The following is a 26,422-nucleotide window of genomic DNA, read 5'->3' on the forward strand; positions in this document are numbered from 1 at the left end:
GCTGCGGTTGCACTCGACGCGGTGGCCGGTTACTCGCCGACGGTGCCGCCTTTCTGGTCGCACATCGCCTTGCTCATCGACAGGAAGCCGTGACCTTTGCAAACGCCCTGGCCTTTGCAAGCGTTGTCTTTGGTCTTGCAGTCGTTCTGGCCTTTGCAGGCGTTGACGCCATAGCAATGAACCGGGGCGTCAGCCGCCTGTACCTGGGTTGCAACACCGGCAAACATACCAGCGGCGGCGATAGCAAGGGCGGCACCAGACACTGCGTTTTTGAAGTTCATTTTGTAGTCCTCATGATCGGTAGTGGAGCCGGTCTGAACGGATTGTTCAGTCTCGACATAGCACTAGAGTGAGGTCCCCCCAAGGCGTTACAGCGAGACTGAAAAATTTCTAAAATTTATTCGTCCAGTTTCAACAACGGCTCCTGAAACCGCAACAAGCGCCCCGCATTCCCCAGCACCAGCAGCGTACTGAGGTTGTGCAACACCGCCGCAATCATCGCCCCCGCCGCGCCCAGCCAGCCGAATGCCGCGAACACGACGATGGCCAGCGTCCAGCCCAGGCCGATGATCACGTTGACCTGCAGCGTGTGCCGGCACTGGCGGCTCAAGCGTACGCACGTGCCCAGGCGCCGCAGGTCGCTGCCGATCAGCACCACATCCGCCGACGCCAGGGCGATATCCGCCCCGCCCGCGCCCATTGCCACACCAACCACGCCAGCCTTGAGCGCCAGGGAATCGTTGATCCCGTCGCCCACCACCATCGGCCGGAAACCGCTGCCGATTTCCCCCAACACGCGGTTGAGTTTGTCTTCCGGCAAGGCCTGGGCCTCGACGTCGCTGATACCCACTTCCAGCGCCAGGCTGTCGGCCACGCTTTGCCGGTCGCCCGTCAGCAGCAGTTGGCGACCCAGGCCCAGTTCACGCAGCTCCTTCATCGCCTGGCGGGCTTCCGGCTTGACGCTGTCTGCCAGCAACAACCAGGCGAGGAATTGCCCGTTCAGCGCCAGCCCGGCAATCGGGCCGTCGTGATGGGGAACTGCTGTGGTCGTGATACCCAGTTGCTCAAACAACTCCGGCCGACCGAGAGCGGCTTCGCCCTGCTCTGTCTGAGCGACGACACCAAGGCCCTGACGCTCGCGAATATCCGACAGCACCCGCATTTGCTCTTGCGTGGCCAACCCCGCCAACGCCCGGCTGACCGGATGGCTGCTGGCTGAGCCGAGACTGGCTGCAAGATTGAGCAGCACTTGCCGATCCGGCTCCGTGGTGTCGATGGACTGCAAACGCAGGGTGCCAAACGTCAGGGTGCCAGTCTTGTCGACCACCAGAGACGTCAAGTCCGCCAGCTCTTCGAGAAACGCCGAGCTGCGAATCAGAATGCCGTGACGCGCGGCCACCGCAATGCCCGCAATTGCCGTGGCAGGTGCCGACAACACCAATGCACATGGGCACGCCGCCACCAACACCGCAAGCATCGCCTGGGCGTCATTGGTGACAAACCAGGTCACCGCCGCCAGCAATAACACCAGCACCATGTAACTGCCGGCGTAACGCTCCAGCAACCGGGTGATTGGCGGCTTGGAACGTTCGGCGCTCTGCATCAGGGCGATGACTTTGCCCAACGTCGATTCGTTACCGGTGCGGGTCACTTCAAGGCGCAACAAACCGTCGAGGTTGATCGCGCCACCAAACACCTGCACGCCCACACTCGCTTCCAGCGGCACCGATTCGCCGGTGATCGGCGCGGTGTCGAGGCTGGCCTGGCCCGACAACACCACGCCGTCGGCAGGCACCCGGTCACCGGCGCGAACCTCGACGATATCGCCGGTCTTCAGGATGCCGTTGTCGACTTCCAGAATGGTCCCGTCAGCCTGCACCAGGCGCGCATGGCTGCGGGTCAGTTTGCCAAGGGCATGAATCGCTTCCTGGGAACCGATAACGCTGCGCTCTTCCAGCACATGGCCGAAGATCATGATGATCGGCAGCAGCGCGGCGGTCAGCAGGTCACCGGTGGCCCAGGCGCCGAGCATGGCCAGGGCGATCAGTTGGTCGGTGATGCCATGCAGGCTCGGATAACGCAGGCTGTACCAGGCCGAGCGCATCACCGGCACCGCCACCAGCAACGAGGCGACGCCCAGCAGCAGTTGGCTGACGCCGGTCTGGTCCGGCGCCAGCCAGCGCCATACCAGGCCCAGGCTGAGCAGGCCCAGGGCGAGCATCGCCAGGGTCAGTTGCCGGGCGGCGCTGCGTTGTTCGGCCGATGAGAGCATCGGCGCGGCGTGGGCAGTCATTGTTCGGCTCCCTGAATGATCAGGTGGGAATCGTCTTTAGGGTCAACCGTGGTGACGGAACCGGCCTGGCCGAGAATCTTCGGCAAGCGCTCGCGGTACAGGCGCAGCAACAGGCCAGGGTCTTTGACCTGGGCCAGGCTGGCGACGGTGGCGGTTTGCGCCTGGGCGTTGGCCAGGCGTTCGCTGGCCTGGGCATGGGCCACCTGCACGGCGCGGTCGGCGTCCTGATTGGCGGTCTGGGTAAGTTTTTCGGCGTCGGTGCGCGCATTGGCCACCGCCTTGTCGGCTTGCTGGCTGGCAGTCAGCACCGCGTTGAAGGCGTTGACTGCCGGACCCGGCAGGCTCGATTGCACGTCGACCCGGGTGACTTCGATGCCCAGGCCAAGCCCGGTGGACGCCAGGTCAGCCAGGCGTTGATTGATGCCGCGCACCAGATCGCCGCGCAGACGTTCGCGGCGTTCGGCGGCCTGGTTGTCGGCACCGATCAGCTCGGGGCGCGCAACCAGAATGGTGTCCAGATCCCGCGCGGCGGTCAGCACCACAGCGCTGCGGGTGACCAGCCGATCCAGCGCCGGCAGCACGTGATCGCCCTGCAACACAAAGGCGTAGGGCTCGGTGACCTTATAGAAGACCCGCACATCCAACTGCACCACGCCGGCATCGCCGGTCAGCAGGTAACCGGAGCCGGCCAGGGCATCGCTCAGCGGCGTGGCAAAACTGGCCACGCGATCGGCTTGCGTGGCCGCATCGGAACGCAGCAGGTTTTCCACCCGGCGTTCGATCACCCGGTCTGCGGCGGGCAACAACATCACCTGCTCAAACGGGCGCGGCCAGGCCAATAGGAGCCCGGCATTCTGAATCCGGTCCAGCGCGCCGAAGTGCAACACCACGGCGCGGTTCTGCGGGTCGATCTGCCGTACGTTGGAAAACGCCCACGCCAACGCGGCCAATACCGTCACCGCATACAGCGCCAGGAACGTCAGCCGTCCAGCCTGGATCCACGGGCTGTCGAGGCTTTCCCGCTCACTCATGGCTGAACATCCTTCGGCCCATCCACCAAGGCGCGGAACGGTGCAGCGTCGGTGCGCAGGATAATTTTGGTGCCCGGCGTAACCACGGTGCCGAGGGTGTCGAGGGAGCGCAGCAGGTTATACAGCTGCGGATTCCCGGCGTAGGCACGCCCATAAATCTGCGCGGCTTCCACCCGGGATTGCGCTTCGATATCGGCGGCTTTCACCGTGGCATCGGCCTGCACGATCCGCGCATCACGCTCGGCGGCAGAACGAATCTGCGCCGCTTCACGTTTGCCTACGGCGGTGCGTTCAGTGGCGATAGTCTCGCGCTCGGCGCGCATGCGGTCGACGGTTGCGGCCAGGGTCACCGAGGGTAAGGTCAGCCGCTCAACCCCGACCTGCACCACGCGCACGCCATAGGTGGTGAGCAATTGTTGATCTATCTGCTGGCGCAACTGCGCTTCAAAATCGGCAATGCGCACCTGGCTCGCATCGGTGTTCACCAGGTTGGCCAGGTCGAAACTGGCGGCAGTGGTTTCCAGCGCCGAGCCGACGAAGGTGCGAATCTGCCGCGCCGCTTCATCCGGCTGGTTCTGCACCGCGCGCATAAAGCGCTGCACGTTGTCGGGGTCGCCTTGCACCTGCCAGGCCACGTAGGCCTGCACGATGATCCGCAGGCCGTCGCGGGTGCCCACATCCTGCAAACCGCTGGACGTGGTGCGCAGGCGCAGGTCTACCGGAATCGCCGCTTCAAACGGCGCCGGCCAGCGCCAGCCCAGGCCCGGCTCCAGCAACACCCGCGACGGGTTGCCGAAGCGGGTAATCACCGTGGCTTCGCCGGAGCGCACCTGCACCAGGCTCGCCGCGGCGACGGCAAACAGCACCAGCAACACCGCCCAGCCCATACGCCGCCAGGGGAACGGGCCGGCTTCATGTTCATCACCGTGATGGTGATGATGGTGGCCGTGGTGGTGACCATGGCCTGCGTGATCGTGAGAATGAGCGCTCAACAGATGAACTCCTTATTGAACGGCTTTACGCGGCACCGCAGGGTCGGCCGGTAAGGTAAAGGAACGCAGATCGATGGTCGGTGCGCCACTGGCGCCCAGGCGATGATCAAGAATGAGTAATTTGGCGTGGGCCAGGCCCTGGCTCAGTTGGCTCAGGTACTGCTCCAGCACAAAGGCCTGGCCAGCTTGTTGATAGGCCTTTTGTTCGGCGCTGAAGCGCAGGTCTGCGGCCTTGGCGCCAGCACCGACCTCATGGGCCGTGGCTTGGGCCAGGTCACGGGCGGTACTGGCCTGCAGCAACGCCTGGTTGGTCTGCTCGCTGGCAGCGCCGCGCTCCCGGGAGATCAGCGCCTGGGCGCCGATCTGTGCGGCCTGCACCGCATGGTAGGCGTTGGCCGCACCGGACGGCGGATGAATGGCTTCCACCACGGTGGCGAGAATTTCTACGCCGCTGTCGAGTTTCTTCAGGTCCGCCTGCACTGCCTGGCCAATTTCATCGGCGAGGCTGTTGCGTTGTTCGCCGAGTAATTCGTCGAGGGTTCGCGAGGCAAACTCGTGGACGAGGATACGGCTGGCGGTGCTGCGAATCAGCGTGGGTACATCGGCGCTGTTATAGGTGGCCGCGAGCGCGGCCTGGTCGGTCAGGCCGATGCGGTACACGAAGCGCACATCCATATTGACGATCTGGAAGCTCTGCTTATCGCCGCTGCTGCTGGCGATCACCTGGGATTTATCATTCACGTGGCTCGCGTCCCACAGGCGGTTGGCGATCAACGGCGCCGGGCCTTCAGCGGGCGCGACGTCGGTGGCCGCCGCTTCGCCAACGCTGGTGGCCAGTTCATGGACCACGCCGTTTTCCACGTTCAGCACGCGGCCCAGCGGCCACGGCAAACCGGCATGCAGGCCGGGCCCAAAGACCTCGACCGGCTTGCCAAAGCGTTCATAAATCCCACGGCTTTGCAGGGCGACTTCATGCACACCGGTCAGCAACCAGCCTACGGCCAGCACCACCACCAGCACCGGCAGGAATGCCCGGCGCATGTAGGTAAAGGCCCAGATTTGCCGCAGGTCGATGCCGAAACGGTTGTGCAGTTCGTGCTGCAAAGCGAGCAACGGTTGTGGCGGCCAGCGCAGCATCCCGGCAATAAAACTCTGCGCCATCAGCCGTGGCTCAAGGCGCTCCTGGCGCGGGCTGAACAGCGACAGCAGGCCGCGTAACAGAAACTCCAGCGCCACCAGGGCCGGCAACAAGCCGATCAACACCGCCAGGCGTAACGGCCACACGGACTCTTCACCGGCAAACAACAGACAAATCGCACTGATCACCAGGCAGATAATCGCCACCCGGCTCAGTTGCGCCAGTTGCGCTGCTTCCGGCCATTGGGCGGTGCTTTCCTGGGCCATGCGCCGTTCAAACACCAGCAAGCCGAACGCCAGCGCCAGAGCGATAGCCGCGCCCACGCTGGCAGCCTGGCCCACCGCTGCGGCGGGCAATGTCAGGTTCCAGAACTCCAGGACGCTGAACAGCGCCAGCAACGACCAGCCGCACAGCCAAAACACCGGCGCGCCGATCTGCGTCAGCAAGCCGCTACCGACACGGCCGAACAAGCGGTTAAGCCAGCCAGGTTCTTCCTGTGGCAGCGGCTGTTCGATCAACAGTGCCGCTGGTTCTTCCAGCGCCATGGCCCGCCAATCGGCGACCCACCACGCCGATTGCAAACCGGCCACCAGCACCAGCAACGCCGAGGCACAGTTGATCAACACTACCGGCCAGATCGACAGCGGAGCGAACAGCGCCACAAACAGGGCCAGCATCCAGCCGCCGACCGCCAGCACCGTCAGGCCAATGCCGGCCTGCCTTAACCGGCGGGCATGAAACAACCCTTGCTGAAAACGCGGCAGCCCTTCGATAGCCACGTCATCAGCGTCTAGATCCACTCGCATCCCCAAACGCCCACCCAGAAACAATTAGTTACTCTATAACCCGGCGCGTGAAATTTTTGTTTGGTTTCACAGGGATAGTGACGAACCCCCCAGAAACAGGAGCCATCACTGGTTTCAGCCGTGATAAATCGGCACACTCCCCACAGTTTTTCGCGGGCTTACGGACAAGGAAGCGTCACTCCCCATGATTTCGATCTATCAGCTTAAACCGCGTTTTCAGAACCTGCTGCGCCCGCTGGTGCAGCGCCTCTACGACAACGGCACCACCGCCAACCAGATCACCGTGCTCGCCGGGGTGGTTTCCCTGCTGGTGGGATTGCTGATCGCCGGCTTTGCGCAACATGTGTGGCTGTTTGCGCTGATCCCGCTGTGGATGATCCTGCGCATGGCCCTCAACGCCATCGACGGCATGCTCGCCCGGGAATTCGGCCAGCAGTCGCGACTCGGCGCCTACCTCAATGAACTGTGTGACGTGATCGCCGACAGCGCGCTGATCCTGCCGTTTGCGCTGATCCCCGAGGTCAGCCTGGCGCCGGTGCTGCTGGTGACGCTGCTGGCGGTGTTCAGCGAGTACGCCGGCGTGCTCGGGCCGATGGTCGGGGCTTCGCGGCGCTACGACGGGCCCATGGGCAAGAGTGACCGGGCGTTTGTGCTCGGCGTGCTGGCCACCGGTGTGGCGCTGGGCTGGCTCGGTGCCGGTTGGGTCGATGCGGTGATGTGGCTGGTCGCGGCCTTGCTGGCCTACACCCTGGCCAACCGCGTGCGCCAAGGCCTCAAAGAAGAACAAACCTCCCCTTCTGCATAAGGATTTTGCGATGCGCGAACAGCAAGAGCACACCTTCAGCACCCATGACGGGGTGGCGCTTTTTTACCGTCACTGGCCCGCCACCGCACCGGCGGGCTTTGCGCCGCGCAAGGCGATTGTGCTGTTCCATCGCGGCCACGAGCACTCCGGGCGTATCGCCCACCTGGTGGACGAACTCAACCTGCCCGAATTCGACTTCTTCGCCTGGGACGCCCGTGGCCACGGCCAATCCCCCGGCGAACGCGGCGACAGCCCCAGCTTCGCCACCAGCGCCCGGGATGTGCAGACCTTCGTTGACCATATCGGCGCCACCTACAACATCGAGGAAGAAAACCTCGCGGTGATCGCCCAGAGCGTCGGCGCGGTGATCGCGGCGACCTGGGTGCACGACTACGCGCCGAAGATTCGTTCACTGGTGCTCGCCTCCCCCGCGTTCAAGGTCAAGCTCTACGTGCCCTTCGCCCGACCGGGCCTGGGGTTGATGCGCAGGTTTCGCGGCAACTTTTTCGTCAACAGCTACGTCAAGGCCAAGTTCCTGAGCCATGACCCGGAGCGCGTGGCGTCCTACGACACTGATCCGCTGATCACCAAAGCCATCTCGGTGAATGTGCTGCTGGGCCTGTACGAAGCGGCGGACCGGGTTGTAGCCGATGCCCAGGCGATTCAGGTGCCCACCCAGCTGTTGATCTCCGGCTCGGACTTTGTGGTGCACCGCAAACCCCAGCAGCAGTTTTTCGACCGCCTCGGCAGCCTGAAGAAAGAGCTGCACATCCTGCCCGGCTTCTTCCACGACACCCTCGGTGAACGTGACCGCGCCGTGGCCTTGAGCAGCGCCCGGCGCTTTATCCAGCAGAACTTCGAGCACCCGCTGGACCGTGCCAACTTGCTGGATGCCGACAAAATTGGCCTGACCTGCGCCGAATCCGAATCCCTGGCCGCACCGTTGCCCCGCAACTCGCTGCGCGACCTGTACTGGCGTATGACCCGTGCCAGCATGGGCCTGGGCAGCAAGCTGTCGGATGGCGTGAAGCTCGGTTTCGACACCGGCTTCGACTCCGGTAGCACCCTGGACTATGTGTACCGCAACACGCCCACCGGCAAAGGCGGGCTGGGGCGGATGATCGACACCAACTACCTCAACTCCATCGGCTGGCGCGGTATTCGCCAACGCAAGTTGAACGTGGAAGAGCTGCTGCGCCTGGCGATGAGCAAGCTGCGGGAGGAGGCTCGCGAGGTGCGTATCGTCGATATCGCCGCCGGGCATGGCCGGTACATTCTGGAAGCCTTGCAGGGCGTTTCGCCGCTGCCGAAATCGATCCTGTTGCGGGACTACAGCGATATCAACGTGCGCGACGGGGGCGCGCTGATCCGCGAGAAAGGCCTGGGAGACATCGCCCGGTTCGTCAAAGGCGATGCGTTTGACCGGGAAGACCTCGCGGCGCTTGAGCCCAAGCCGACGCTGGCGGTGGTGTCCGGGCTGTATGAACTGTTCGCGGATAACGCGATGGTCGGTGGCTCGCTCGCCGGTTTGGCTGAAGCTGTCGAGCCCGGTGGTTATCTGGTGTACACCGGCCAACCGTGGCACCCGCAACTGGAACTGATCGCCCGCGCCCTCACCAGCCACCGTCAGGGCCAGGCCTGGGTGATGCGCAGGCGCAGCCAGGCGGAAATGGATCAACTGGTGGAAGCTGCCGGTTTCCGCAAGATCACCCAACGCGTGGATGAATGGGGAATTTTCAGCGTGTCCCTGGCACAGCGGGTCTGACCCATGCGTGAACCGGGCCTGTTAAAACCGGCGGTGCTGTGGCTGCTGCTGTTGGCGCCGCTGTTTTTCAGCACCTACGGCTTTGCCACGTGGGTCACCAGCCAGCGCAGCGACGTGGGCACCCTGGTGTTCGGCTGGGAAACCCATATTCCGTTCTGGGCCTGGACCATCGTGCCCTACTGGTCGATCGACCTGCTCTACGGTTTTTCCCTGCTGCTGCCCAGTACGCGCCATGAGCTGAAACAGCATGCCCTGCGCCTGCTGACGGCCCAGGTGATTGCTGTCACCTGCTTCCTGATCTGGCCATTGCGCTTCACCTTCGAACGGCCGGAGCTGGACGGCGTGTTCGGCTGGCTGTTTGCGGTACTCGCCGGGTTCGACAAGCCGTTCAATCAGGCGCCGTCGTTGCACATCGCCCTGCTGGTGGTGCTGTGGATAATGTACCAGCGGCATAGCCGGGGCCTGTGGCGCTGGTTGGTGCACGGCTGGTTCGCATTGATCGGCCTTTCGGTGCTGACCACTTATCAACATCACTTTATCGACTTACCCACAGGCGCCCTTGCCGGCTGGCTGTGCGTGTGGCTGTGGCCGCTGGAACATCCGAGCCCGTTGCTGAATGCCCACCTGACCCGGGACCGGCAGCGTTGGCGGCTGGGGTTGCGCTATGGCTTCGGTTCTTTGGTGTGTTTGATCCTGGCGTTCAGCCTCGGTGGCGGTTGGTTGTGGCTGCTTTGGCCGGCGGTTTCCCTTGGATTGATGAAGGCGAATTATCTGGTGCTGGGCGTTTCGGGCTTTCAGAAGCGTGCCGACGGGCGACTTGCTCCGGCAGCACGCTGGTTGTTGGCGCCTTATCTGGCAGCAGCCTGGATCAATTCCCGGCTGTGGACACGTAAACATCCACAGCCCGATCAGGTTGTGGATAACGTCTGGCTGGGGCGAATTCCCACAGCCAGGGAGCTGGACTCATTCAAAGCGGTGGTCGATCTGTGCGCTGAATTGCCGATTGATCCACAGGACCGCGTCTATTACAGCCTGCCTGTTCTGGATCTCACGGCACCTACTGCGGCGCAATGCCTGGAAGCTGCCCAGGCCATTGAACGGCTACGCTCAGCGGGGCCGCTGCTGGTGTGCTGCGCCCTCGGTTACTCGCGCAGCGCCACCGCCGTGGCCGCATGGCTGCTCCACACCGGGCGCGCAGCCAATGTCGACGAGGCGGTGGCTATTATTCGTACAGCACGCCCGCGTGTGGTCCTGCATCCCGCTCACCGTGAAGCTCTGGAGGGTTTAACCCATGCCCGCTGACATGGAATTACAGGTCGTCGCCAGCCTGCTGCGCCGGGGCCGCTCCCTGGACCAGTTATCCACAGGCCTGACCTTGCTCGGTGTGCTGTTCGGCCTCGCGCAACTGCTGATGGCGAGCATTACGCCAATCTGCCTGATCCTCAGCCTGTGGATGATTGTGCTCGGGCTGCTGCAAAAATATTGGGCGTTGCGGGTGGCCTTCGACGCCGACCTGTTCGCCGTGCTCGCCCGCGACACCGACCGTACACCCGACTTCGACCAGGCCATGCAAACCCTTGGCCTGCAATCCGCCAAACGCGCGGGCCGGCCGTGGACCGAACGCCGTCGCGGCGCCCTGAAACTGTTGCGCAAGCAAGCCTACCTGCTGGCGGCGCAAGTGCTGCTGACCGTGGCCGTCATCCTGGCCAGCCCCTGGCTGCCCTTCGCCGGATAAGGAATCCTCATGTTCGAACCCGTGGTCGCCACCCTGATTACCTCCATGGCCCGCACCGTCACCGGCGCCCGCAGCCTGTGGCTTGGCTGTGCGCCCGTGCCGGTGCAACGCATCTATTACGCCAACCACAGCAGCCACGGTGATTTCGTGCTGCTGTGGGCATCGCTGCCACAGAACCTGCGTAAATTCACACGCCCGGTGGCCGGCAGCGACTACTGGAACACAAGCGCCCTGCGCCGCTACATCATCAACCGGGTGTTCAACGGCGTGCTGATCGACCGCGAGCGCAAGGACCCTGTGGATAACCCCCTGCAATCGATGCTCCAGGCCCTGGAAAACGGCGACTCGCTGATCATCTTCCCCGAGGGCACCCGCAACCTGGAAGACGGCCTGCTGCCCTTCAAAAGCGGCCTGTACCACTTGGCCAAAAGTTATCCACACGCCGAATTGATTCCGGTGTGGATCGCCAACCTCAACCGGGTTATGCCCAAGGGCCGCGTGCTGCCGCTGCCATTGCTGTGCACCACCAGCTTCGGCGCACCGCTGCAACTGGAGGACGGTGAAGACAAGGCACTCTTCCTCGCCCGCGCCCGCGACGCCTTGCTCGCCCTCGCCCCGGAGCATTCCTGACATGGATAGCCAAACCCTGATGTTGTTCGGCGGGATCGGCGCGATCCTGGTGCTCGCCTCACTGATCGGCCTGATCCTCAAACTGCGCACCCGTGGCACGCCCAATGCGGTCATCGACAACCTCAACGCCCGCATCAATGCCTGGTGGGTGATGGTGGTGGTGATCGGCATCGCCTTCTGGCTCGGCACCGGCGCGGTGATCCTGCTGTTCTACGCCGTGTCGTTCTATGCGCTGCGGGAATTCCTCACCCTTACGCCGACCCGGCGCAGCGACTACCCGGCACTGGTAGCGGCGTTTTACCTGGCGTTGCCGCTGCAATACCTGCTGATCTACTTCGACTGGTACGGGCTGTTCTCGATCTTCATCCCGGTGTACGTGTTCCTGCTGCTGCCGATCCTTGCGTCCTTGGGCGGCGACAGCACGCACTTCCTGGAACGGGCATCGAAGGTGCAATGGGGGTTGATGATCGCGGTGTTCTGCGTGTCCTTCGTGCCGGCGCTGCTGACCCTGGACATCGTCGGCTATGAAGGCCGCAACCTGCTGCTGATCGCCTACCTGGTGATCGTGGTGCAGCTGTCGGACGTGCTGCAGTACGTGTGCGGCAAGCTGTTCGGCAAACACAAAATCGCGCCCAACCTGTCGCCGTCGAAGACCGTGGAAGGCTTTGTCGGCGGGATTTTGCTGTCATCGCTGATCGGTGCGGCGCTGTGGTGGACCACACCGTTCAATCCCTGGCAGTCGTTCCTGATAGCGCTGTTGATCAACCTGCTGGGGTTTGCCGGCGGGATCGTGATGTCAGCGATCAAGCGCGACCGGGGCGTGAAGGATTGGGGGCACATGATCGAAGGGCACGGCGGGATGCTGGACCGGCTGGATTCCGTGTGTTTTGCGGCGCCGATCTTCTTTCATCTCGTGCGCTACTGGTGGACCTGAGCCCCACCCCTCACCCCAAGTACCCGCACCCCCTGTGGCGAGGGGGCTTGTCCCCCGTTGGGCTGCGCAGCAGCCCCAAAACTGGTGATGCGGTTCCGTCTGAAAAAGCGCGGTGACCTTATTGGGGCCGCTTCGCAGCCCAACGGGGGACAAGCCCCCTCACCACAAAGTGCTCCTCACCAACGCAATTCGATCATTAATTGGGAAGATGCCCCAACGGCAACGCCCCCGGCGTCTTCACCGTCTGAATCGCAAAATTGCTACGGATATCACTCACCCCCGGCAGCTTCAACAAACTCCCGGTCAGGAATCGCTCATACCCGCGCAGGTCCGGCACCACCACCTGCAGCAGAAAGTCAGATTCCCCCGACACCAGAAACGCCGAAATCACCTGGGGCAGCGCCGTCACCGCCAACCGAAACGCCTCCGCCTGTTCGTCGTTATGCCGCTCCACTTTCACCCCGACAAACACCGTCAGCCCCAACCCGACTTCATCCCGGTCAAGACTCGCCTGGTAACCACGAATCACGCCCGCTTCTTCCAGAAGGCGCACGCGCCGCAAGCAGGGTGAAGCCGACAGGCCTATCTCATCCGCCAGTTGCACATTGCTCAGGCGGCCATCCCGTTGCAGGGCTTCAAGAATCTTGCGGTCAAACGCATCCAGTTTCAGATTTGGCATAAGTGAAGTGTTTCGCCCGACATAAGTGGCAGATTGTGCCAAGACTAGACGCTTTTCCGGCTGACTACGCAAGCACCTGCCCCGGCCTTCGCCCCTAAAATTGCCCTACGAATCACGTAACGCAAGGGGCAGGCACATGGCAGAACTCTGGTTGTTTTTAGTCGCGCTGGCGGTGGTGTACCTGTTGCCCGGCCCGGACATGATTTTGTTGCTGCAAACCGGCGCACGCCAAGGCAAGGCGATGGCACTGGCAACCGCAGCCGGTTTGGGCGTCGCCCGGGCTTGCCATGTGGCATTGGCAGGGATGGGCCTGGCGACGCTGTTCAAGGTCGCGCCCTGGACCTTCGACGTAGTGCGCCTGGGCGGTGCGGCGTATCTGCTGTGGATCGGCGTGCAGTGCCTGCGCGCCAACCTGCTGCCCAACCTGAACACCGAGGACGGCACCGCACCGGCCCACGCCTGGCGCGGAGCCTTCCAGCGCGGCCTGCTGACCAACCTGCTCAACCCCAAGGCGCTGCTGTTCTGCTCCGTATTGCTGCCGCAATTCATCGACCCACACGGCCCATCGGTGACGGCGCAGTTCGCAACGTTGGGCGCGATTCTGGTGGCCGTCGGCCTGGCATTCGACAGTTGCTATGGCCTTGCCGGTGCAAAAATTGGCCGTTGGCTGGAACGCAGCCCGTCGGCCCAGCGCCTGCAACAATGGTTGTTTGGCAGCCTTTTGATCGGTTTTGCGATACGCCTCACTTTCGTACAGCAAGCCTGAGCGGTACGGCGTATTTGCCGTCATCTTTTGTATCAAAGAGACGTGTAAGATACGCGACACATTGCCAGGGATGCTCACCATGTTTGATTCGTTAAAAGCGACCAGCCGCCGTTTTTTCGGGGCCTTGATCTCAGTGGTGAGTGTTCTGTTCAACGCCGTCCGATGGCTGGCGCGCAGCCTGTTCGGCCAGTGGCAGCCGCCGCGCTGGCTGCAAGCCACGGGGAACGGCCTGGTCAACGTCGGCCACAAGGCCCGGGCTTATCCGCGCCAGGCGGCCGGCGGAGTCCTGGCCCTGGTGTTGTTGGTGGCCGCAGGCTTTTATGGCTGGCACTGGTATTCCCACCTGCCGCAACCCCACACCGTGGGCTATTCGCTGCACAAGCCCAACCTGACGGATTACACCCAGCCGCAGCCGGTTGTGGATAACTTGCAGGTACGCTTCGCCGAATCCGTGGCACCGCTGGCGGCCATTGGCAAGCCGGTCACCGAAGGCATCACCCTCAAGCCTGCCATCGCCGGCGCCTGGCGCTGGGCAGATGACCGCAGCCTGGTGTTCACCCCGGAAAAAGACTGGCCCGTCGACGCCCACTACACCATCGACCTGGCCAAGAAGAACCTGTTGGCCGACGGCGTTCTGCTCAGCCAATACAGCAGCCAATTCTCCACCCAGCCGTTCCGCGCCACCTTGACGCAAAACGAGCTGTACCAGGACCCGAGCAACCCGACGCAGAAACAGCTGGTCGCAACCTTCCACTTTTCCCACCCGGTAGACGAAGACAGCGTACGCAAGCGCGCCTCGGTCACCCTGGGTAAAGGTTTGGCCTACCGCGACGCACAACTGCCCAACCGCCCGGAAATCACCTTCGACGAACACAAGCTCAACGCCTTTGTACGCTCGGCGGCCCTGGCCACGCCGCTGGAAAGCACCCCGGTCAGCGCCAAGCTCGATGAAGGCCTCAAGGCCCGCGACGGCGGCAATGCCAGCCCTGCGCCATTGGTGGCCGAAGTCACCGTGCCCGGCCGCTATCGCCTGACCTTTACCGGCGCCGAAGTCAGCTTTGTCGACAACGAGCGCGGCGAGCCCGAGCCGGTGCTGATGTTCAGCAGTTCCAGCGCCGTGGCCGACGAGACCATCGCCAACAAGGTGCAGGCCTGGATGCTGCCGGAAAAAGCCGAGGACGATACCCGGCCCTGGAACCTGCAAGATATCGACGACAAGCTGCTGGCGAGCAGCACCAAGGTCAAGCTGACCCACGTGCCGAGCGTCGAACCGCTGAATACCCTGCACGCCTTCAAATTCAAGGCCCCGCCTGGCCGCGCCCTGTATGTGCGGGTACCGGCCAACCTGGAAGCCATCGGCGGCTACCTGGCGAAAAACCCGACAGCCTCCCTCGTGAGCATGCCGGCTTATCCGCGCACGTTGCAGTTCCTGTCCGACGGCGCCCTGCTCAGCCTCACCGGCGAAAAACGCCTGGGCTTCATGGCCCGTGGCGTGCCCGGCGCTCATGTGGAAATCGCCCGTCTGCTGCCCAACCAGTTGCAACACCTGGTGGACCAGAGCAGCGGCAGCTTTGCCCGACCGAATTTTGCCAATGACTACTTCGACCGGATGGTGGAGCGTCAGAGCCTGGATATTCCGTTGTCGGCTGGCGACCCGTCCAAAACTGTCTACGACAACGTCGACCTGAGCAACTACCTGACGGCCAACGGCGGTCGCCGGGGCATTTTCGTGCTCAAGCTCAGCCCGCAGGACGACCCGGCTGATCGCACCTTCGAGTACTCGCGCAACACCACCAGCGACCTGCGTTTCATCGTGGTCACCGACTTGGGCATCATCGCCAAGCGCTCCAGCGATGGCAGCCACGACGTTTATGTACAGTCCATCGGCAACGGCTCGCCGGTGTCCGACGCCCAGGTCGATATCATCGGCCGCAACGGTTTGCCGGTCGCCAGCGGCCATACCGACGCCGAAGGCCATGCGCACTTTGCCAAGCTGGACGAACTGCGCCGCGAGAAAACTCCGCTGATGTATGTGGTCAGTCGCGGCAATGACCAATCCTTCCTGCCGATTGCCCGTCAGTCCCAGCAGCTGGATTTGTCGCGCTTTGATGTCGGCGGCCTGGAAGAAGACGGTGCGATCAATCGTCTCAGCGCCTACCTGTTTACCGACCGTGGCCTGTACCGACCTGGCGAAACCGCGCACCTGGGCATGATCGTGCGCAGCGGCGACTGGAAAGGCGCGCTGCAAGGCCTGCCGGTGGAGCTGCAAATCACCGACCCTCGTGGGTTGGAGGTGATTCGCCAACCACTGAAGCTCTCCGCCAGCGGCTTTGAAACCTTTGATTTCCCGAGCAGCGAAGTGGCGCCTTCCGGCGACTACACCGCGACCCTGCAACTGATCGGCGAGAAGCAGCGACGCACTGACCTGGGCAGCGTCAGCTTCAAGGTCCGCGACTTTGAACCGGACCGCATGAAGGTCAGCCTGAGCCTGCACGACACGCCGGTGCAGGGCTGGATCCCGCCGGACCAGGTGGTGGCCAAAGTCACCGCGATGCACTTGTTCGGCGCGCCGGCGGCGGGCCGTCGCGTCACGGCAAAAATGTCCCTGAGCCCGACGCTCGCGGCCTTTGATCGCTACCCGGGTTACCGCTTCCGCCTGAATGACTCGCTGGAAGAATCCAGTTCCGAAGACCTGGCCGAAACCACCGTCGACGACAATGGCCAGGCCGTTCTCGACCTGAACCTGCAACGCTTTGCCAACAGCACCTACCGCCTGCAAGTGATGACCCAGGTGTACGAAGCCGAAGGCGGTCGCAACGTCGCCGCACAAAGCGCGTTGCTGGTCTCGGCGGCGCCGTACCTGGTGGGTGTGAAGAGCAAGGATTCGCTGTCGTTCGTCGCCAAGGACGCCCCGCGTGAGGTGCAATGGCTGGCCGTCGCGCCAGACCTCACGCCGGTCGCAGTCGACGGCCTGACCAGTGAAGTGGTCGAACACCGTTACGTCTCGGTGCTGGTGAAGCAGTCCAACGGCACCTACAAATACGAGTCGCGGATCAAGAACATCAGCCAGCCGGCCTCGCCGCTGGTGATGACCAAGGACGGCGCCAAGCAAACCCTGAACACCGGCGCCCCGGGGGATTTCACCCTGCAACTCAAGGATGCCAACGGCAACCTGCTGAACCAGATCGACTACAGCGTCGCTGGCAAGGGCAACACCTCACGCTCCCTGGAACGCAACGCCGAACTGCAACTGCGCCTGGATAAACGCAGCTACGCCACCGGTGATGAAATCGCCATCAGCATTCGCGCGCCGTATACCGGTGCCGGGTTGATCACCATCGAGCGGGACAAGGTCTACACCCAGCAGTGGTTCAAGGCCGACAGCACCAACAGCGTGCAACACATCCGCGTTCCTGCGGGGCTTGAGGGCAATGCCTACGTCAACGTGCAGTTCGTGCGGGACATCGGCTCGTCCGAGGTCTACATGAGCCCGCTGTCCTACGGCGTGGTGCCGTTCAGCATCAACCTGGACGCGCGGCGCATGGCGCTGAAAGTCGAAGGCCCGGCGAAGATCGAGCCGGGGCAGACCCTGGACATCAAGGTCAACGCCGACCGCCCTGGCCGCGCAGTGGTCTACGCGGTGGACGAAGGCATCCTGCAAGTGGCGCGCTACCAGACGCCGGACCCGCTGGGCTTCTTCTTCCAGAAGCGTGCGCTGGAGGTGGGTACCAGTCAGATCCTTGACCTGATCCTGCCGGAATTCAGCCGCCTGCTCAGTGGGGCAGCGCCCGGTGGCGATACCGAAGGCGCCCTGGCCAACCACCTCAACCCGTTCAAGCGTAAACATCAGCCGCCAGTGGCCTGGTGGTCTGGCCTGGTGGACTTGCCGGCCGGTGAAACCGTATTGCATTACCAGGTTCCGGACAGCTTCAACGGCAAGCTGCACCTGTTTGCGGTGGCCGTGGACAGCGACAGCGTAGGCGTCAGCGAGGCCAACACCGAAGTGCGCGGGCCGCTGGTGATCACCCCGAACGTGCCGGCCTTTGTCGCACCGGGGGATGTGTTCAGCGTCAGCGCCGGGGTGTTCAGCAACCTGGAAGCCGCAGCCGACGTGAAGTTTGAAGTGCAGACCAGCGATGGCTTGCAGGTGCAGGGCGACAAGGCCAGCACCCTGGCGCTGCAACCGCGCAAGGAAGGCGTCGCCGAGTTCAAGATCAAGGTCGGTGAAACCCTCGGCTCGGCAGACTTGCGCTTCGTCGCGGTGCTGCCGGATGGCAAGCGGATCCAGGTGGCGGAAACCACGTCGATCCGACCATTGAGCGAGCATCGGGTGGCCCTGAGCCTGGGCCGTTTCGACAGCGCCAGCAAAGAAGTGAAGCCGACCCGCGAGTTGTTCGGCCAGTTGCGCGATGTGCAATTGGGCGTCGCCGCTTCTCCGCTGGTCTGGGCCAATGGCCTCAAGCATTACCTGGATGACTACGGCTACGCGTGCACCGAGCAATTGGTGTCCAAGGCGATGCCGGCGTTGATCTGGGGCGGTAATGCACCGGAGGCCGAGCAGGCCTTCAGCGGCGCGGTGCGCATGCTGCGTCAGCGGCAGAACCAGGCCGGTGGCTTCGGTTTGTGGGCGGCCAACCCGGACGTGGCGCCGTACGCCAGCCTGTACGCCACTGACTTCCTGATCGAAGCCCGGGAACGCGGGTTGCCGGTGCCGGAAGACTTGCTGCAACGTTCCAACGCGTACCTCACCGACCTGGCCAACGGCCCAAGCGAAGGCCTGTCGGAATTGCGCAACCGCGCCTACGCCAGTTACCTGTTGAGCCGTCAGGGGATTCTGGTGAGCGGCGCCTTGAGCGATATCCGCGAGCGCTACGAAAGCTACTTCAAAGACACCTGGCAGAACGACATTGGCGCTGCGTACCTGGCCGCCAGCTACAAGCTGCTCAAGCAGGATCGTCAGGCCGATGCGTTGTTCCGCAAGGTGCCATGGCTTTCCCTGTCGGATAAATGGGACAGCGACGGCCTGTATTACGACCCGCTGGTGCACGACGCCGAGCACCTGCACTTGCTCGCCCGGCACTTCCCCGAGTTGCTCGACGATGTGCCGGCCAGCCTGCTGGATAAACTCGGCAAGCGCCTCAACGAGCAACGCTACAACTCGCTGTCGGCGGCACTATTGCTGCGGGCCCTGGACAACTATGGCCAGCGCGCCCAAAGCGACATGACCCTCAAGGCCACCGCGTGGCTCAGCGACAAGCAGCAACAGTTGTTGCAGATGGCCGGCCAGCCGCCACGTGCAGCGGTGCCTGCCGATACGCAAAAACTGCAGATGGAAAAATCCGATGGCCCGGCGGCGTTCTACATGCTGAGCGAAGCCGGCTACGACAAGGGCGCCAACCTCAAGCCGATCAACAACGGCCTGGAAGTCATCCACGAATACCTCGACCTCAAAGGCAACCCGGTCAGCAAGGTCGCGGTCGGTGATGAGTTCCTGGTGCGCCTGCGCTTGCGGGCCACCGACCGTGATCAGGTGCAGCAAGTGGCCGTGGTCGACCTGCTGCCGGGCGGCGTCGAGCCTGTGTATAACTTGCCGCCGGAGCCGGAAGCGGCCAGCAGCGAGGAAAGCGAAGGTGACGATTCGGAGTACGTTGAAACCAGCGAAGACACCGAGGAAGCCGACGCCTGGCAAGCGCCGATCGGCGAGACCGACCTGAGCAACTGGCAGCCGGACTACGTCGACGTGCGTGATGACCGAGTGGTGTTGTACGGCACCGCCCTGCGGGATGTAGGCACCTTCGTGTACCGCGTGCGCGCCACCAACGCCGGTACCTTCAATACGCCACCGGCCTACGCCGAGGGCATGTACGAAACCACCCTGCAAGGACGCGGCAAAGTAGGCCAGCTTGAAATTACCAAGCCTTAAACGCTTGACGCCGCTGCTAGCAGCGGCGTTGATCCTGGCGGGGCTGCGATTGTGGCCCCATGCACCGCTGGAACAGGCCGCCACCTCCTCACGGGTGGTGCTGGCCGACGACGGTTCGCTGCTGCGCATGACCCTGGCGGCTGACGGGCAATATCGCCTGTGGCTACCCCTGGAGCGGATTTCTCCGTCACTTGTTGAAGCGCTGCTGCTCAAGGAGGACCGCAATTTCTACTGGCACCCGGGGATCAATCCCCCGGCCTTGCTGCGGGCGGCCATGGCCACCTACAGCGGTGGCCAGCGTCAGGGCGGCTCGACCTTAAGCATGCAGTTGGCCAGGCGCCTGTGGGATCTCAACACTCGCCAGGTACCCGGCAAGCTGGAGCAGATGGCCCTGGCGTTGTGGCTGGAGGCGCGTTATAGCAAGCACGACATTCTGGAGGCCTACCTCAACCTTGCGCCCATGGGCGGCAATATCGAAGGCGCCGAGGCGGCCAGCCGGATTTACTTTGGCAAGTCGGCGGCGCAATTGTCGTTGTCTGAAGCGCTGGCGCTGGCCGTGATTCCCCAACAGCCCGGTCGCCGCGCGCGCTTCGGTCCCTCGCTGCAAACCGCCCGGCAGCGGCTGATGGCGGACTGGCGGGAAACTTATCCACAGGACCCGCGTAACGACAGTTTGCTGGACCTGCCCCTGGAAGCCCGCAACCGCCAGCAGATCCCGTTTCTCGCGCCGCACCTGAGCGAACAACTGCTGGTGTCGCAAACCGGCAATGAGCTGAACAGCACCCTGAACTTGCCGCTGCAACAATTGCTGGAGCGCCTGATCACCGGCTTTATCGCCGAGCGCCGCAGCAGCGGTGTGGAAAACGCCACGGCGATCCTGGTCGACAGCCGCGACCAAAGTGTAAAAGCCCTGGTGGGCTCGGCAGATTACTTATCCACAGGCATCCACGGCCAGGTCAACGGCGTGCTGTCGCGACGCTCGCCGGGCTCTACCCTCAAGCCATTCCTGTATGGGCTGGCGCTGGACCAAGGGGTGATCCACCCCATGAGCATCCTCAAGGACATGCCGAGTAACTTCGGCTACTTCCAGCCGGAAAATTTCGACGGCAGTTTTGTCGGCCCGGTGACAGCCCGCGATGCGTTGATCCGCAGCCGCAATATCCCGGCGGTGTGGCTGGCCAGTCAGACCCGGTCGCCGTCACTCTATGGATTGCTGCAACGCGCCGGCATCAAGGGCCTGCGCGGCGAAAGCCATTACGGCTTGGCGCTGGCCCTGGGCGGCGGCGAGATGACGCCCGAGGAACTGGCGCGGCTGTATGTGATGTTGGCGGGTGACGGGCATTTGCGTCCCCTGCGCTACTTGCAGGAGCAGCCGCAAACCACCGGCGCCCCGCTACTCACCCCGCAGGCCGCGTTTATGGTGCGCGACATGCTGCGGCGCAACCCGCGCCCGGACGGGTTGCCGGGACGCCACTGGCGCACGGCCTGGAAGACCGGCACCTCCTGGGGTTTCCACGATGCGTGGAGCGCCGGCCTCGTAGGCCCGTACGTGCTGGTTGTGTGGGTAGGTAACTTTGACGGCCGTCCGAATCCGGAATTCATCGGCGCGAAAACCGCCGCACCGCTATTTTTCCGCATCGCCGACGCCCTGCCCCTGGCCTTGCCCAACGTGGTGATCAAACCCGACAAGCCACCCGCCGGGCTGATCCGCATCGATGTCTGCGCCGCTTCCGGCGAGTTGCCCAACCGCTGGTGCCCGCGCACCCGCAAGACCTGGTACATCCCCGGCGTATCACCGATTCGCGTGTCCAACCTGCACCGCCCGGTGCTGATCGACACCCGCACCGGCAAAGCCGCGTGCCCGCCGTTCGACCCGCAGTACACCCGTGAAGAAGTCTTCGAATTCTGGCCCAGCGATGTGCAGCGGCTGTTCCGCGCCGCCGGACTGCCACGGCGCACGCCACCGAATGTGCAGAAAAGCTGCCAACCCAATCGAATCGGCGACCAGAGCGAAGCGCCGCAGATCCGTTCGCCGCTGACCCAGGTCAGCTACCACCTGCGCCTGTCACAGCCCCAGGAAAGTATTCCGCTGAACGCCAACGCGGCCAGTGATGCGCTGACGCTGTATTGGTTTGCCAACCAGACCCTGATCGGCCAGGGCCCGCCACAAACCACGCTGAACTGGCGGCCGGGTAAATCGGGGGAGTACCGGCTGCGGGTCACAGATGATCAGGGGCGCAGCGCCAGCCGGGGCTTGAAGGTGGAGTTCGTGCCATGATCAGGCGTCTTCGTCGCCGAAACGGGCGGTGCCTGCGTCTTTTGTAAAATGCTTGTACGCCACCCCGAGCTTGCGTTGCTCAAAGATCGAGAACACCAGGGTGCCCAGCAGAATCATCATCCACACCAGGAACACCTTCATGGTGTCCACCTGGGCCACCACCAGCAACAAGGTCACCACGCCGCCAATCACCATGCCCAAACCCATCCAGGCGCCCAGCACACGGCCTACCGCCAGGCGCATGCCCTTGGGCAGCAAGAGCCGCAGTGCAAGCAACACCACAAACATCGACAGCAAGAAGCCAAATGCGGCCATGAAAGGAATCACGAAGCCGTTGTCACGGTACAACCAGGCCAGAAAACGATAGGCCGGGTTCAGCGCTGCCATCTGCTGGTAGGTGGCGGGGCCCGGCAAATGCAGTTGGGCAAAATGTTCCGGGGTCATGGCCATGATGCCGACACCGATCAACCCCACCACTACCGCGTAGAAACCACCGGCGCGCCACAGCGGCGCCAGCACCCGGCGGTTTTCCACCTCCTTGGTCTCGGCCAGGCCGAACACCGCGTCACGCTGCCTGCCTTGGGCAATCACCGTCTTGCCCTCACGCTCGCCGGCGTCGCCAATCAGCATCACCTGCATGTCCTGGGTGAGGAGCAGTTCGCCCTGGCGGCGGGAGCTGCTGATCCATTCATGGTCGTCAGGGCGCTTCTTGCCGAACAGGTCGATGCCTTCGGCAATCACTGTCACTTCACCGGTGGCGTCCTGCAGGCGGAAGTCATTGCAGCGGGCCTCGGCCGACACCTGGCTCCAGCTCCAATCGCCGTCCTTGTCTTTGGTGCCTTCCTCAATGATCCACACGTAGCCGGCGCAGGGTTTGCCGTTGACCGGAGAGATCAGCGGCGTGTCGACGATCACCTTGCCGTTCACTTCCACCAGGCCCATGGCCAAAGAGCGTATCTGGCTGGTGGCCAGGCGCTGTTCGGTGCGATAGAAGTTGGGGCCAAAGCTGGCCAGCAGGCCGATCAGGATGCAGACGGGAAAAAACAGCGCCACCAGGATCGTCGGCGCGTAAACCATCAGGCCGATGAAGCCGGCGAGAAAGACCAGTGCCACCAGGGTTTTCCACGCCGGCTTTTTCGCGACAACGCCCGCCTGAGTGGTTTTCATGCCCCCGGTACCTCAAGCTTCACACCCTCATAGCGGGTTTCTTCAGCGCTGATGGCCAGCAACGGGATGCGCTGGTAGCCGAGCATTTTTGCGAAGAACAGGTCGGGGAAAATCGCGATGGCGATGTTGTAGAGGTTGACCGACTCGTTGAAGAACTCGCGGCGGTCGGCGATGCGCTCTTCCACCGCCGAGATCGCCTGCTGCAACTCGACCATGTTGGGGCCGGAGATCAGCGTCGGATAATTTTCGGCCACCGCAATCACCGACTTGAGCGCCGTATTGAGCTGGTTGGAGGCGTCGACCTTATCGGTGAGGCTGCTGGCATTGAGGTACGCGGTACGGGCGTCGCTGAGGCGGGTGAACAATGCGTTCTCATGGTTCATCGCGGTTTGCACCACGCGCATCAGGTCGGGAATCTGGTCAGCCCGTTGCTTGAGCAGCACGTCGATGTTGGCGAAGGCTTTATCCACATCGTTGCGCCGCATCACCAGGCCGTTGTAGACCCCCACCAGCCAACCGACCAGGCCGACGACAATAATCAGCACGACGATACCGGCGATCAGCAGTTCTATGTTCATGGTGGCGGCATTCCCTGGCTAGTTATCCACAGGGGGCATTCTAGGGGTAAAGCGGGGGAATACTCGCGGAATTAGTCCACAGAAACGGCAAGAGCCGATGCCCGGTAGCCTGAAAAAGCAAAACCCCCGAAGAACGGGGGTTTTGCTGGTACGGGTGAGGCTTACTCCACCGTCACCGACTTCGCCAGGTTGCGCGGCTGGTCAACGTCAGTGCCCTTGAGCACGGCGACGTAGTACGACAGCAGTTGCAACGGGATGGTGTAGAGGATCGGCGACAGGGTGTCGTGGATGTGCGGCATGTTGATGACGTGGGTGCCTTCGCCATTGGTCATGCCGGCCTTCTCATCCGCGAACACGATCAGTTGACCGCCACGGGCGCGCACTTCCTGAAGGTTGGACTTGAGCTTCTCCAGCAGTTCGTTGTTCGGCGCGACGGTCACCACTGGCATGTCGTCATCCACCAGGGCCAACGGGCCGTGCTTGAGCTCACCGGCCGGGTAGGCTTCGGCGTGAATGTAGGAGATTTCCTTGAGTTTGAGCGAACCTTCCATCGCCACCGGGTATTGCGCGCCACGGCCGAGGAACAGGGTGTGGTGTTTGTCGGCGAACAGCTCGGCGACTTTTTCCACGGTGCTGTCCATGGCCAGCGCTTCGCCCAGGCGGGCCGGCAGGCGGCGCAGTTCTTCCACCAGCTTGGCTTCGACGCCGTCTTCCAGCGTGCCGCGCACCTGGCCCAGGGACAGGGTCAGCAGCAACAGGCCCACCAACTGGGTGGTGAAGGCTTTAGTGGATGCCACGCCGATTTCGCGGCCGGCCTGAGTCAGCAGAGTCAGGTCGGACTCGCGCACCAGGGAACTGATGCCGACGTTGCAGATTGCCAGGCTGCCGAGGAAACCCAGTTCCTTGGCATTGCGCAGGGCGGCCAGGGTGTCGGCGGTTTCGCCGGACTGGGAGATGGTCACGAACAGGGTGTCGGGCTGCACCACCACCTTGCGGTAGCGGAATTCGCTGGCGACTTCGACCTGGCACGGGATGCCGGCCAGTTCTTCGAGCCAGTAACGGGCGACCATGCCCGCGTGGTAGCTGGTGCCGCAGGCGACGATTTGCACGTTGCGCACTTTGGCGAACAGCTCGGCGGCTTGCGGGCCGAAGGCTTGTACCAACACCTGGTTCTGGCTCAGGCGACCTTCCAGGGTACGTTGCACGACAGACGGTTGCTCGTGGATTTCCTTGAGCATGAAGTGGCGGAATTCGCCCTTGTCGGCGGCTTCGGCACCGTCGCGGTACTGCACGGCTTCACGTTCAACGGACTGGCCGTTGACGTCCCAGATCGACACGCTTTCGCGGCGGATCTCGGCGATGTCGCCTTCCTCCAGGTACATGAAGCGGTCGGTGACCTGGCGCAGGGCCAGTTGGTCGGAGGCCAGGAAGTTCTCGCCCAGGCCCAGGCCGATCACCAATGGGCTGCCACTGCGGGCGGCGACCAGGCGGTCAGGTTGGCTCGCGCTGATCACGGCCAGGCCATAGGCGCCATGCAGTTCCTTGACGGTGGCCTTGAGGGCGTTGGTCAGGTCGCCGAGGTCCTTGAGCTTGTGGTTCAGCAGGTGGGCGATGACTTCTGTGTCGGTGTCCGAGGTGAAGACATAACCCTGGCCTTTCAGTTGCTCACGCAGCACTTCGTGGTTTTCGATAATGCCGTTGTGGACAACAGCCAGGTCACCGGAGAAGTGTGGGTGAGCGTTGCGCTCGCACGGTGCGCCGTGGGTGGCCCAACGGGTGTGGGCGATACCCAGGCGGCCTACCAGCGGCTCACCGGCCAACGCTTGTTCGAGTTCGCTGACCTTGCCCGGGCGACGCATGCGCTCAAGCTTGCCGGCGTTGGTAAAGAGCGCCACACCGGCGCTGTCGTAGCCACGGTATTCCAGGCGTTTGAGGCCTTCGAGCAAAATGGCGGTGACGTTTCGTTCAGCGACTGCGCCAACAATTCCACACATGGTTTCTCTCCTAGATGACTGCCGCGCAAATCAGCGTGATGCCGCGGGCTTGAATCTGGTCGCGGGCCTCAAACGGCAGGCGATCATCGGTAATAAGGGTATGGACGCTGCTCCAGGGCAGTTCCAGGTTGGGGATCTTGCGGCCAATCTTGTCGGACTCGACCATCACCACCACTTCGCGGGCGACCTCGGCCATGACGCGGCTCAGCCCCAGCAATTCGTTGAAGGTGGTGGTACCGCGCTCCAGGTCGATGCCATCGGCGCCAATGAACAGCTGGTCGAAATCGTAGGAACGCAGCACCTGCTCGGCGACCTGGCCCTGGAACGAGTCCGAATGCGGGTCCCAGGTGCCGCCAGTCATCAACAGTACCGGCTCGTGTTCCAGTTCACTCAACGCGCTGGCCACGTGCAGGGAGTTGGTCATCACCACCAGGCCGGGCTGATGGCCCAGTTCGGGGATCATGGCGGCGGTGGTGCTGCCGCTGTCGATGATGATGCGTGCGTGTTCACGCAAACGCCGGACGGCAGCACGGGCGATGGCGCGCTTGTAGACCGAAATGGGCTGGGCCGGGTCGCCGACCAGTTCCTGGGGCATGGTGATAGCGCCGCCGTAGCGACGCAGCAACAGGCCGTTACTTTCGAGGGCCGCCAAGTCCTTGCGGATAGTCACTTCCGAGGTTTCGAAACGCTTCGCCAGTTCGTCCACGCTGACTTCACCTTGCTCGGTGAGCATGGCAAGGATGTTGTGGCGACGTTGGGGTGTATTTCGTTTCGACATGGTGAAGATAAGTTTCGTTTCGAAAGATAACGAAGGCAATCAAAACCTATTGGCTGAGGATCGTCAAGCGGGGGACGTAAAAAAACCTGTTGGGGCCGCATGGATGGCACCAACAGGTTTATTGAGGTTG

The 26,422-nt window shown here is 63.1% G+C and carries 19 protein-coding genes; 9 read left to right on the plus strand and 10 right to left on the minus strand.

What is annotated here, in order from left to right:
• Positions 1–29: 29 nt before the first annotated feature.
• From bufA2 to hflK (MUM_RS0106850), 5 genes are all read right to left on the minus strand, one after another.
• Positions 30–281, minus strand: a complete 252-nt coding sequence (bufA2, locus tag MUM_RS0106830) for a BufA2 family periplasmic bufferin-type metallophore (RefSeq protein WP_010168419.1) — start codon at positions 279–281, stop codon at positions 30–32.
• Between the two features lie 116 nt (positions 282–397).
• Positions 398–2,293: a cation-translocating P-type ATPase gene (locus MUM_RS0106835; RefSeq protein ID WP_010168420.1), complete on the minus strand. Its 1,896-nt coding sequence runs from the start codon at positions 2,291–2,293 to the stop codon at positions 398–400.
• Positions 2,290–3,324 carry a protease modulator HflK gene (gene hflK, locus MUM_RS0106840; protein ID WP_010168421.1) on the minus strand — a complete coding sequence of 345 codons (1,035 nt, stop codon included), beginning with the start codon at positions 3,322–3,324 and terminating at the stop codon, positions 2,290–2,292. Before hflK (MUM_RS0106840) ends, MUM_RS0106835 begins: the two co-directional genes overlap by 4 nt.
• Entirely contained in the window at positions 3,321–4,319 is a 999-nt protein-coding gene (gene hflC / locus MUM_RS0106845; RefSeq protein WP_161635746.1) for a protease modulator HflC, read from the minus strand. The genes hflK (MUM_RS0106840) and hflC overlap by 4 nt, the downstream gene beginning before the upstream one ends.
• Before the next feature lie 9 nt (positions 4,320–4,328).
• Entirely contained in the window at positions 4,329–6,260 is a 1,932-nt protein-coding gene (gene hflK, locus MUM_RS0106850) for a protease modulator HflK (RefSeq protein ID WP_029615788.1), read from the minus strand.
• Between the two features lie 184 nt (positions 6,261–6,444).
• Between hflK (MUM_RS0106850) and MUM_RS0106855 the strand changes: the two genes are divergently transcribed.
• Genes MUM_RS0106855 through MUM_RS0106880 form a run of 6 tightly spaced genes read left to right on the plus strand, consistent with a single transcriptional unit; the run spans position 6,445 to position 12,129 of the window.
• Positions 6,445–7,065 (plus strand): CDP-alcohol phosphatidyltransferase family protein, encoded by a 621-nt coding sequence (locus MUM_RS0106855; protein ID WP_010168424.1) that lies wholly within the window; start codon positions 6,445–6,447, stop codon positions 7,063–7,065.
• A 10-nt stretch (positions 7,066–7,075) separates the two neighbouring features.
• Complete coding sequence (locus tag MUM_RS0106860) at positions 7,076–8,830, plus strand: bifunctional alpha/beta hydrolase/class I SAM-dependent methyltransferase (RefSeq protein ID WP_010168425.1); 1,755 nt, start codon at positions 7,076–7,078, stop codon at positions 8,828–8,830.
• Between the two features lie 3 nt (positions 8,831–8,833).
• Complete coding sequence (locus MUM_RS0106865; protein WP_010168426.1) at positions 8,834–10,132, plus strand: phosphatase PAP2/dual specificity phosphatase family protein; 1,299 nt, start codon at positions 8,834–8,836, stop codon at positions 10,130–10,132.
• Positions 10,122–10,565 (plus strand): hypothetical protein, encoded by a 444-nt coding sequence (locus MUM_RS0106870; RefSeq protein ID WP_010168427.1) that lies wholly within the window; start codon positions 10,122–10,124, stop codon positions 10,563–10,565. The genes MUM_RS0106865 and MUM_RS0106870 overlap by 11 nt, the downstream gene beginning before the upstream one ends.
• Before the next feature lie 9 nt (positions 10,566–10,574).
• Positions 10,575–11,195 (plus strand): lysophospholipid acyltransferase family protein, encoded by a 621-nt coding sequence (locus MUM_RS0106875; protein ID WP_010168428.1) that lies wholly within the window; start codon positions 10,575–10,577, stop codon positions 11,193–11,195.
• 1 nt (position 11,196) lies between these two features.
• A complete protein-coding gene (locus MUM_RS0106880; protein ID WP_003213523.1) occupies positions 11,197–12,129 on the plus strand; it encodes a phosphatidate cytidylyltransferase in 933 nt (310 codons plus the stop codon).
• 196 nt (positions 12,130–12,325) lie between these two features.
• Here MUM_RS0106880 and MUM_RS0106885 read toward each other — a convergent pair whose 3' ends face one another.
• Positions 12,326–12,799 carry an Lrp/AsnC family transcriptional regulator gene (locus tag MUM_RS0106885; RefSeq protein WP_029615789.1) on the minus strand — a complete coding sequence of 158 codons (474 nt, stop codon included), beginning with the start codon at positions 12,797–12,799 and terminating at the stop codon, positions 12,326–12,328.
• A 145-nt stretch (positions 12,800–12,944) separates the two neighbouring features.
• On the opposite strand from MUM_RS0106885, the gene MUM_RS0106890 reads away from it, so the two are divergent.
• From MUM_RS0106890 to pbpC, 3 genes are all read left to right on the plus strand, one after another.
• The gene (locus MUM_RS0106890; protein WP_010168435.1) at positions 12,945–13,574 is read left to right on the plus strand and encodes a LysE family translocator; all 630 of its coding nucleotides are present in this window, start codon (positions 12,945–12,947) and stop codon (positions 13,572–13,574) included.
• A gap of 79 nt (positions 13,575–13,653) precedes the next feature.
• Complete coding sequence (locus tag MUM_RS0106895; RefSeq protein WP_010168437.1) at positions 13,654–19,497, plus strand: alpha-2-macroglobulin; 5,844 nt, start codon at positions 13,654–13,656, stop codon at positions 19,495–19,497.
• Positions 19,478–21,775 (plus strand): penicillin-binding protein 1C, encoded by a 2,298-nt coding sequence (pbpC, locus tag MUM_RS0106900; protein ID WP_029615790.1) that lies wholly within the window; start codon positions 19,478–19,480, stop codon positions 21,773–21,775. The genes MUM_RS0106895 and pbpC overlap by 20 nt, the downstream gene beginning before the upstream one ends.
• Here pbpC and MUM_RS0106905 read toward each other — a convergent pair whose 3' ends face one another.
• The 4 genes from MUM_RS0106905 to MUM_RS0106920 form a co-directional block, all read right to left on the minus strand.
• A complete protein-coding gene (locus tag MUM_RS0106905) occupies positions 21,776–22,942 on the minus strand; it encodes a hypothetical protein (RefSeq protein ID WP_010168441.1) in 1,167 nt (388 codons plus the stop codon). It lies immediately after the preceding gene.
• Positions 22,939–23,520 carry a LemA family protein gene (locus tag MUM_RS0106910; RefSeq protein WP_010168443.1) on the minus strand — a complete coding sequence of 194 codons (582 nt, stop codon included), beginning with the start codon at positions 23,518–23,520 and terminating at the stop codon, positions 22,939–22,941. The genes MUM_RS0106905 and MUM_RS0106910 overlap by 4 nt, the downstream gene beginning before the upstream one ends.
• Positions 23,521–23,681: 161 nt before the next feature.
• Positions 23,682–25,514 (minus strand): glutamine--fructose-6-phosphate transaminase (isomerizing), encoded by a 1,833-nt coding sequence (glmS, locus tag MUM_RS0106915; RefSeq protein WP_010168445.1) that lies wholly within the window; start codon positions 25,512–25,514, stop codon positions 23,682–23,684.
• 10 nt (positions 25,515–25,524) lie between these two features.
• Positions 25,525–26,292 carry a DeoR/GlpR family DNA-binding transcription regulator gene (locus MUM_RS0106920; protein ID WP_010168447.1) on the minus strand — a complete coding sequence of 256 codons (768 nt, stop codon included), beginning with the start codon at positions 26,290–26,292 and terminating at the stop codon, positions 25,525–25,527.
• Between the last annotated feature and the right edge of the window lie 130 nt (positions 26,293–26,422).

The sequence above is a fragment of the Pseudomonas sp. PAMC 25886 genome (assembly GCF_000242655.1).
In the GTDB taxonomy this organism is placed as follows: domain Bacteria; phylum Pseudomonadota; class Gammaproteobacteria; order Pseudomonadales; family Pseudomonadaceae; genus Aquipseudomonas.

Coding starts and splice junctions, on each gene's coding strand:
- bufA2 (WP_010168419.1), bottom strand. CDS start 281: ATGAACTTCAAAAACGCAGTGTCTGGTGCCGCCCTTGCTATCGCCGCC.
- MUM_RS0106920 (WP_010168447.1), bottom strand. CDS start 26,292: ATGTCGAAACGAAATACACCCCAACGTCGCCACAACATCCTTGCCATG.
- hflK (WP_029615788.1), bottom strand. CDS start 6,260: ATGCGAGTGGATCTAGACGCTGATGACGTGGCTATCGAAGGGCTGCCG.
- MUM_RS0106860 (WP_010168425.1), top strand. CDS start 7,076: ATGCGCGAACAGCAAGAGCACACCTTCAGCACCCATGACGGGGTGGCG.
- MUM_RS0106905 (WP_010168441.1), bottom strand. CDS start 22,942: ATGAAAACCACTCAGGCGGGCGTTGTCGCGAAAAAGCCGGCGTGGAAA.
- MUM_RS0106835 (WP_010168420.1), bottom strand. CDS start 2,293: ATGACTGCCCACGCCGCGCCGATGCTCTCATCGGCCGAACAACGCAGC.
- MUM_RS0106855 (WP_010168424.1), top strand. CDS start 6,445: ATGATTTCGATCTATCAGCTTAAACCGCGTTTTCAGAACCTGCTGCGC.
- MUM_RS0106890 (WP_010168435.1), top strand. CDS start 12,945: ATGGCAGAACTCTGGTTGTTTTTAGTCGCGCTGGCGGTGGTGTACCTG.
- MUM_RS0106865 (WP_010168426.1), top strand. CDS start 8,834: ATGCGTGAACCGGGCCTGTTAAAACCGGCGGTGCTGTGGCTGCTGCTG.
- MUM_RS0106875 (WP_010168428.1), top strand. CDS start 10,575: ATGTTCGAACCCGTGGTCGCCACCCTGATTACCTCCATGGCCCGCACC.
- MUM_RS0106910 (WP_010168443.1), bottom strand. CDS start 23,520: ATGAACATAGAACTGCTGATCGCCGGTATCGTCGTGCTGATTATTGTC.
- MUM_RS0106895 (WP_010168437.1), top strand. CDS start 13,654: ATGTTTGATTCGTTAAAAGCGACCAGCCGCCGTTTTTTCGGGGCCTTG.
- MUM_RS0106870 (WP_010168427.1), top strand. CDS start 10,122: ATGCCCGCTGACATGGAATTACAGGTCGTCGCCAGCCTGCTGCGCCGG.
- hflK (WP_010168421.1), bottom strand. CDS start 3,324: ATGAGTGAGCGGGAAAGCCTCGACAGCCCGTGGATCCAGGCTGGACGG.
- glmS (WP_010168445.1), bottom strand. CDS start 25,514: ATGTGTGGAATTGTTGGCGCAGTCGCTGAACGAAACGTCACCGCCATT.
- MUM_RS0106880 (WP_003213523.1), top strand. CDS start 11,197: ATGGATAGCCAAACCCTGATGTTGTTCGGCGGGATCGGCGCGATCCTG.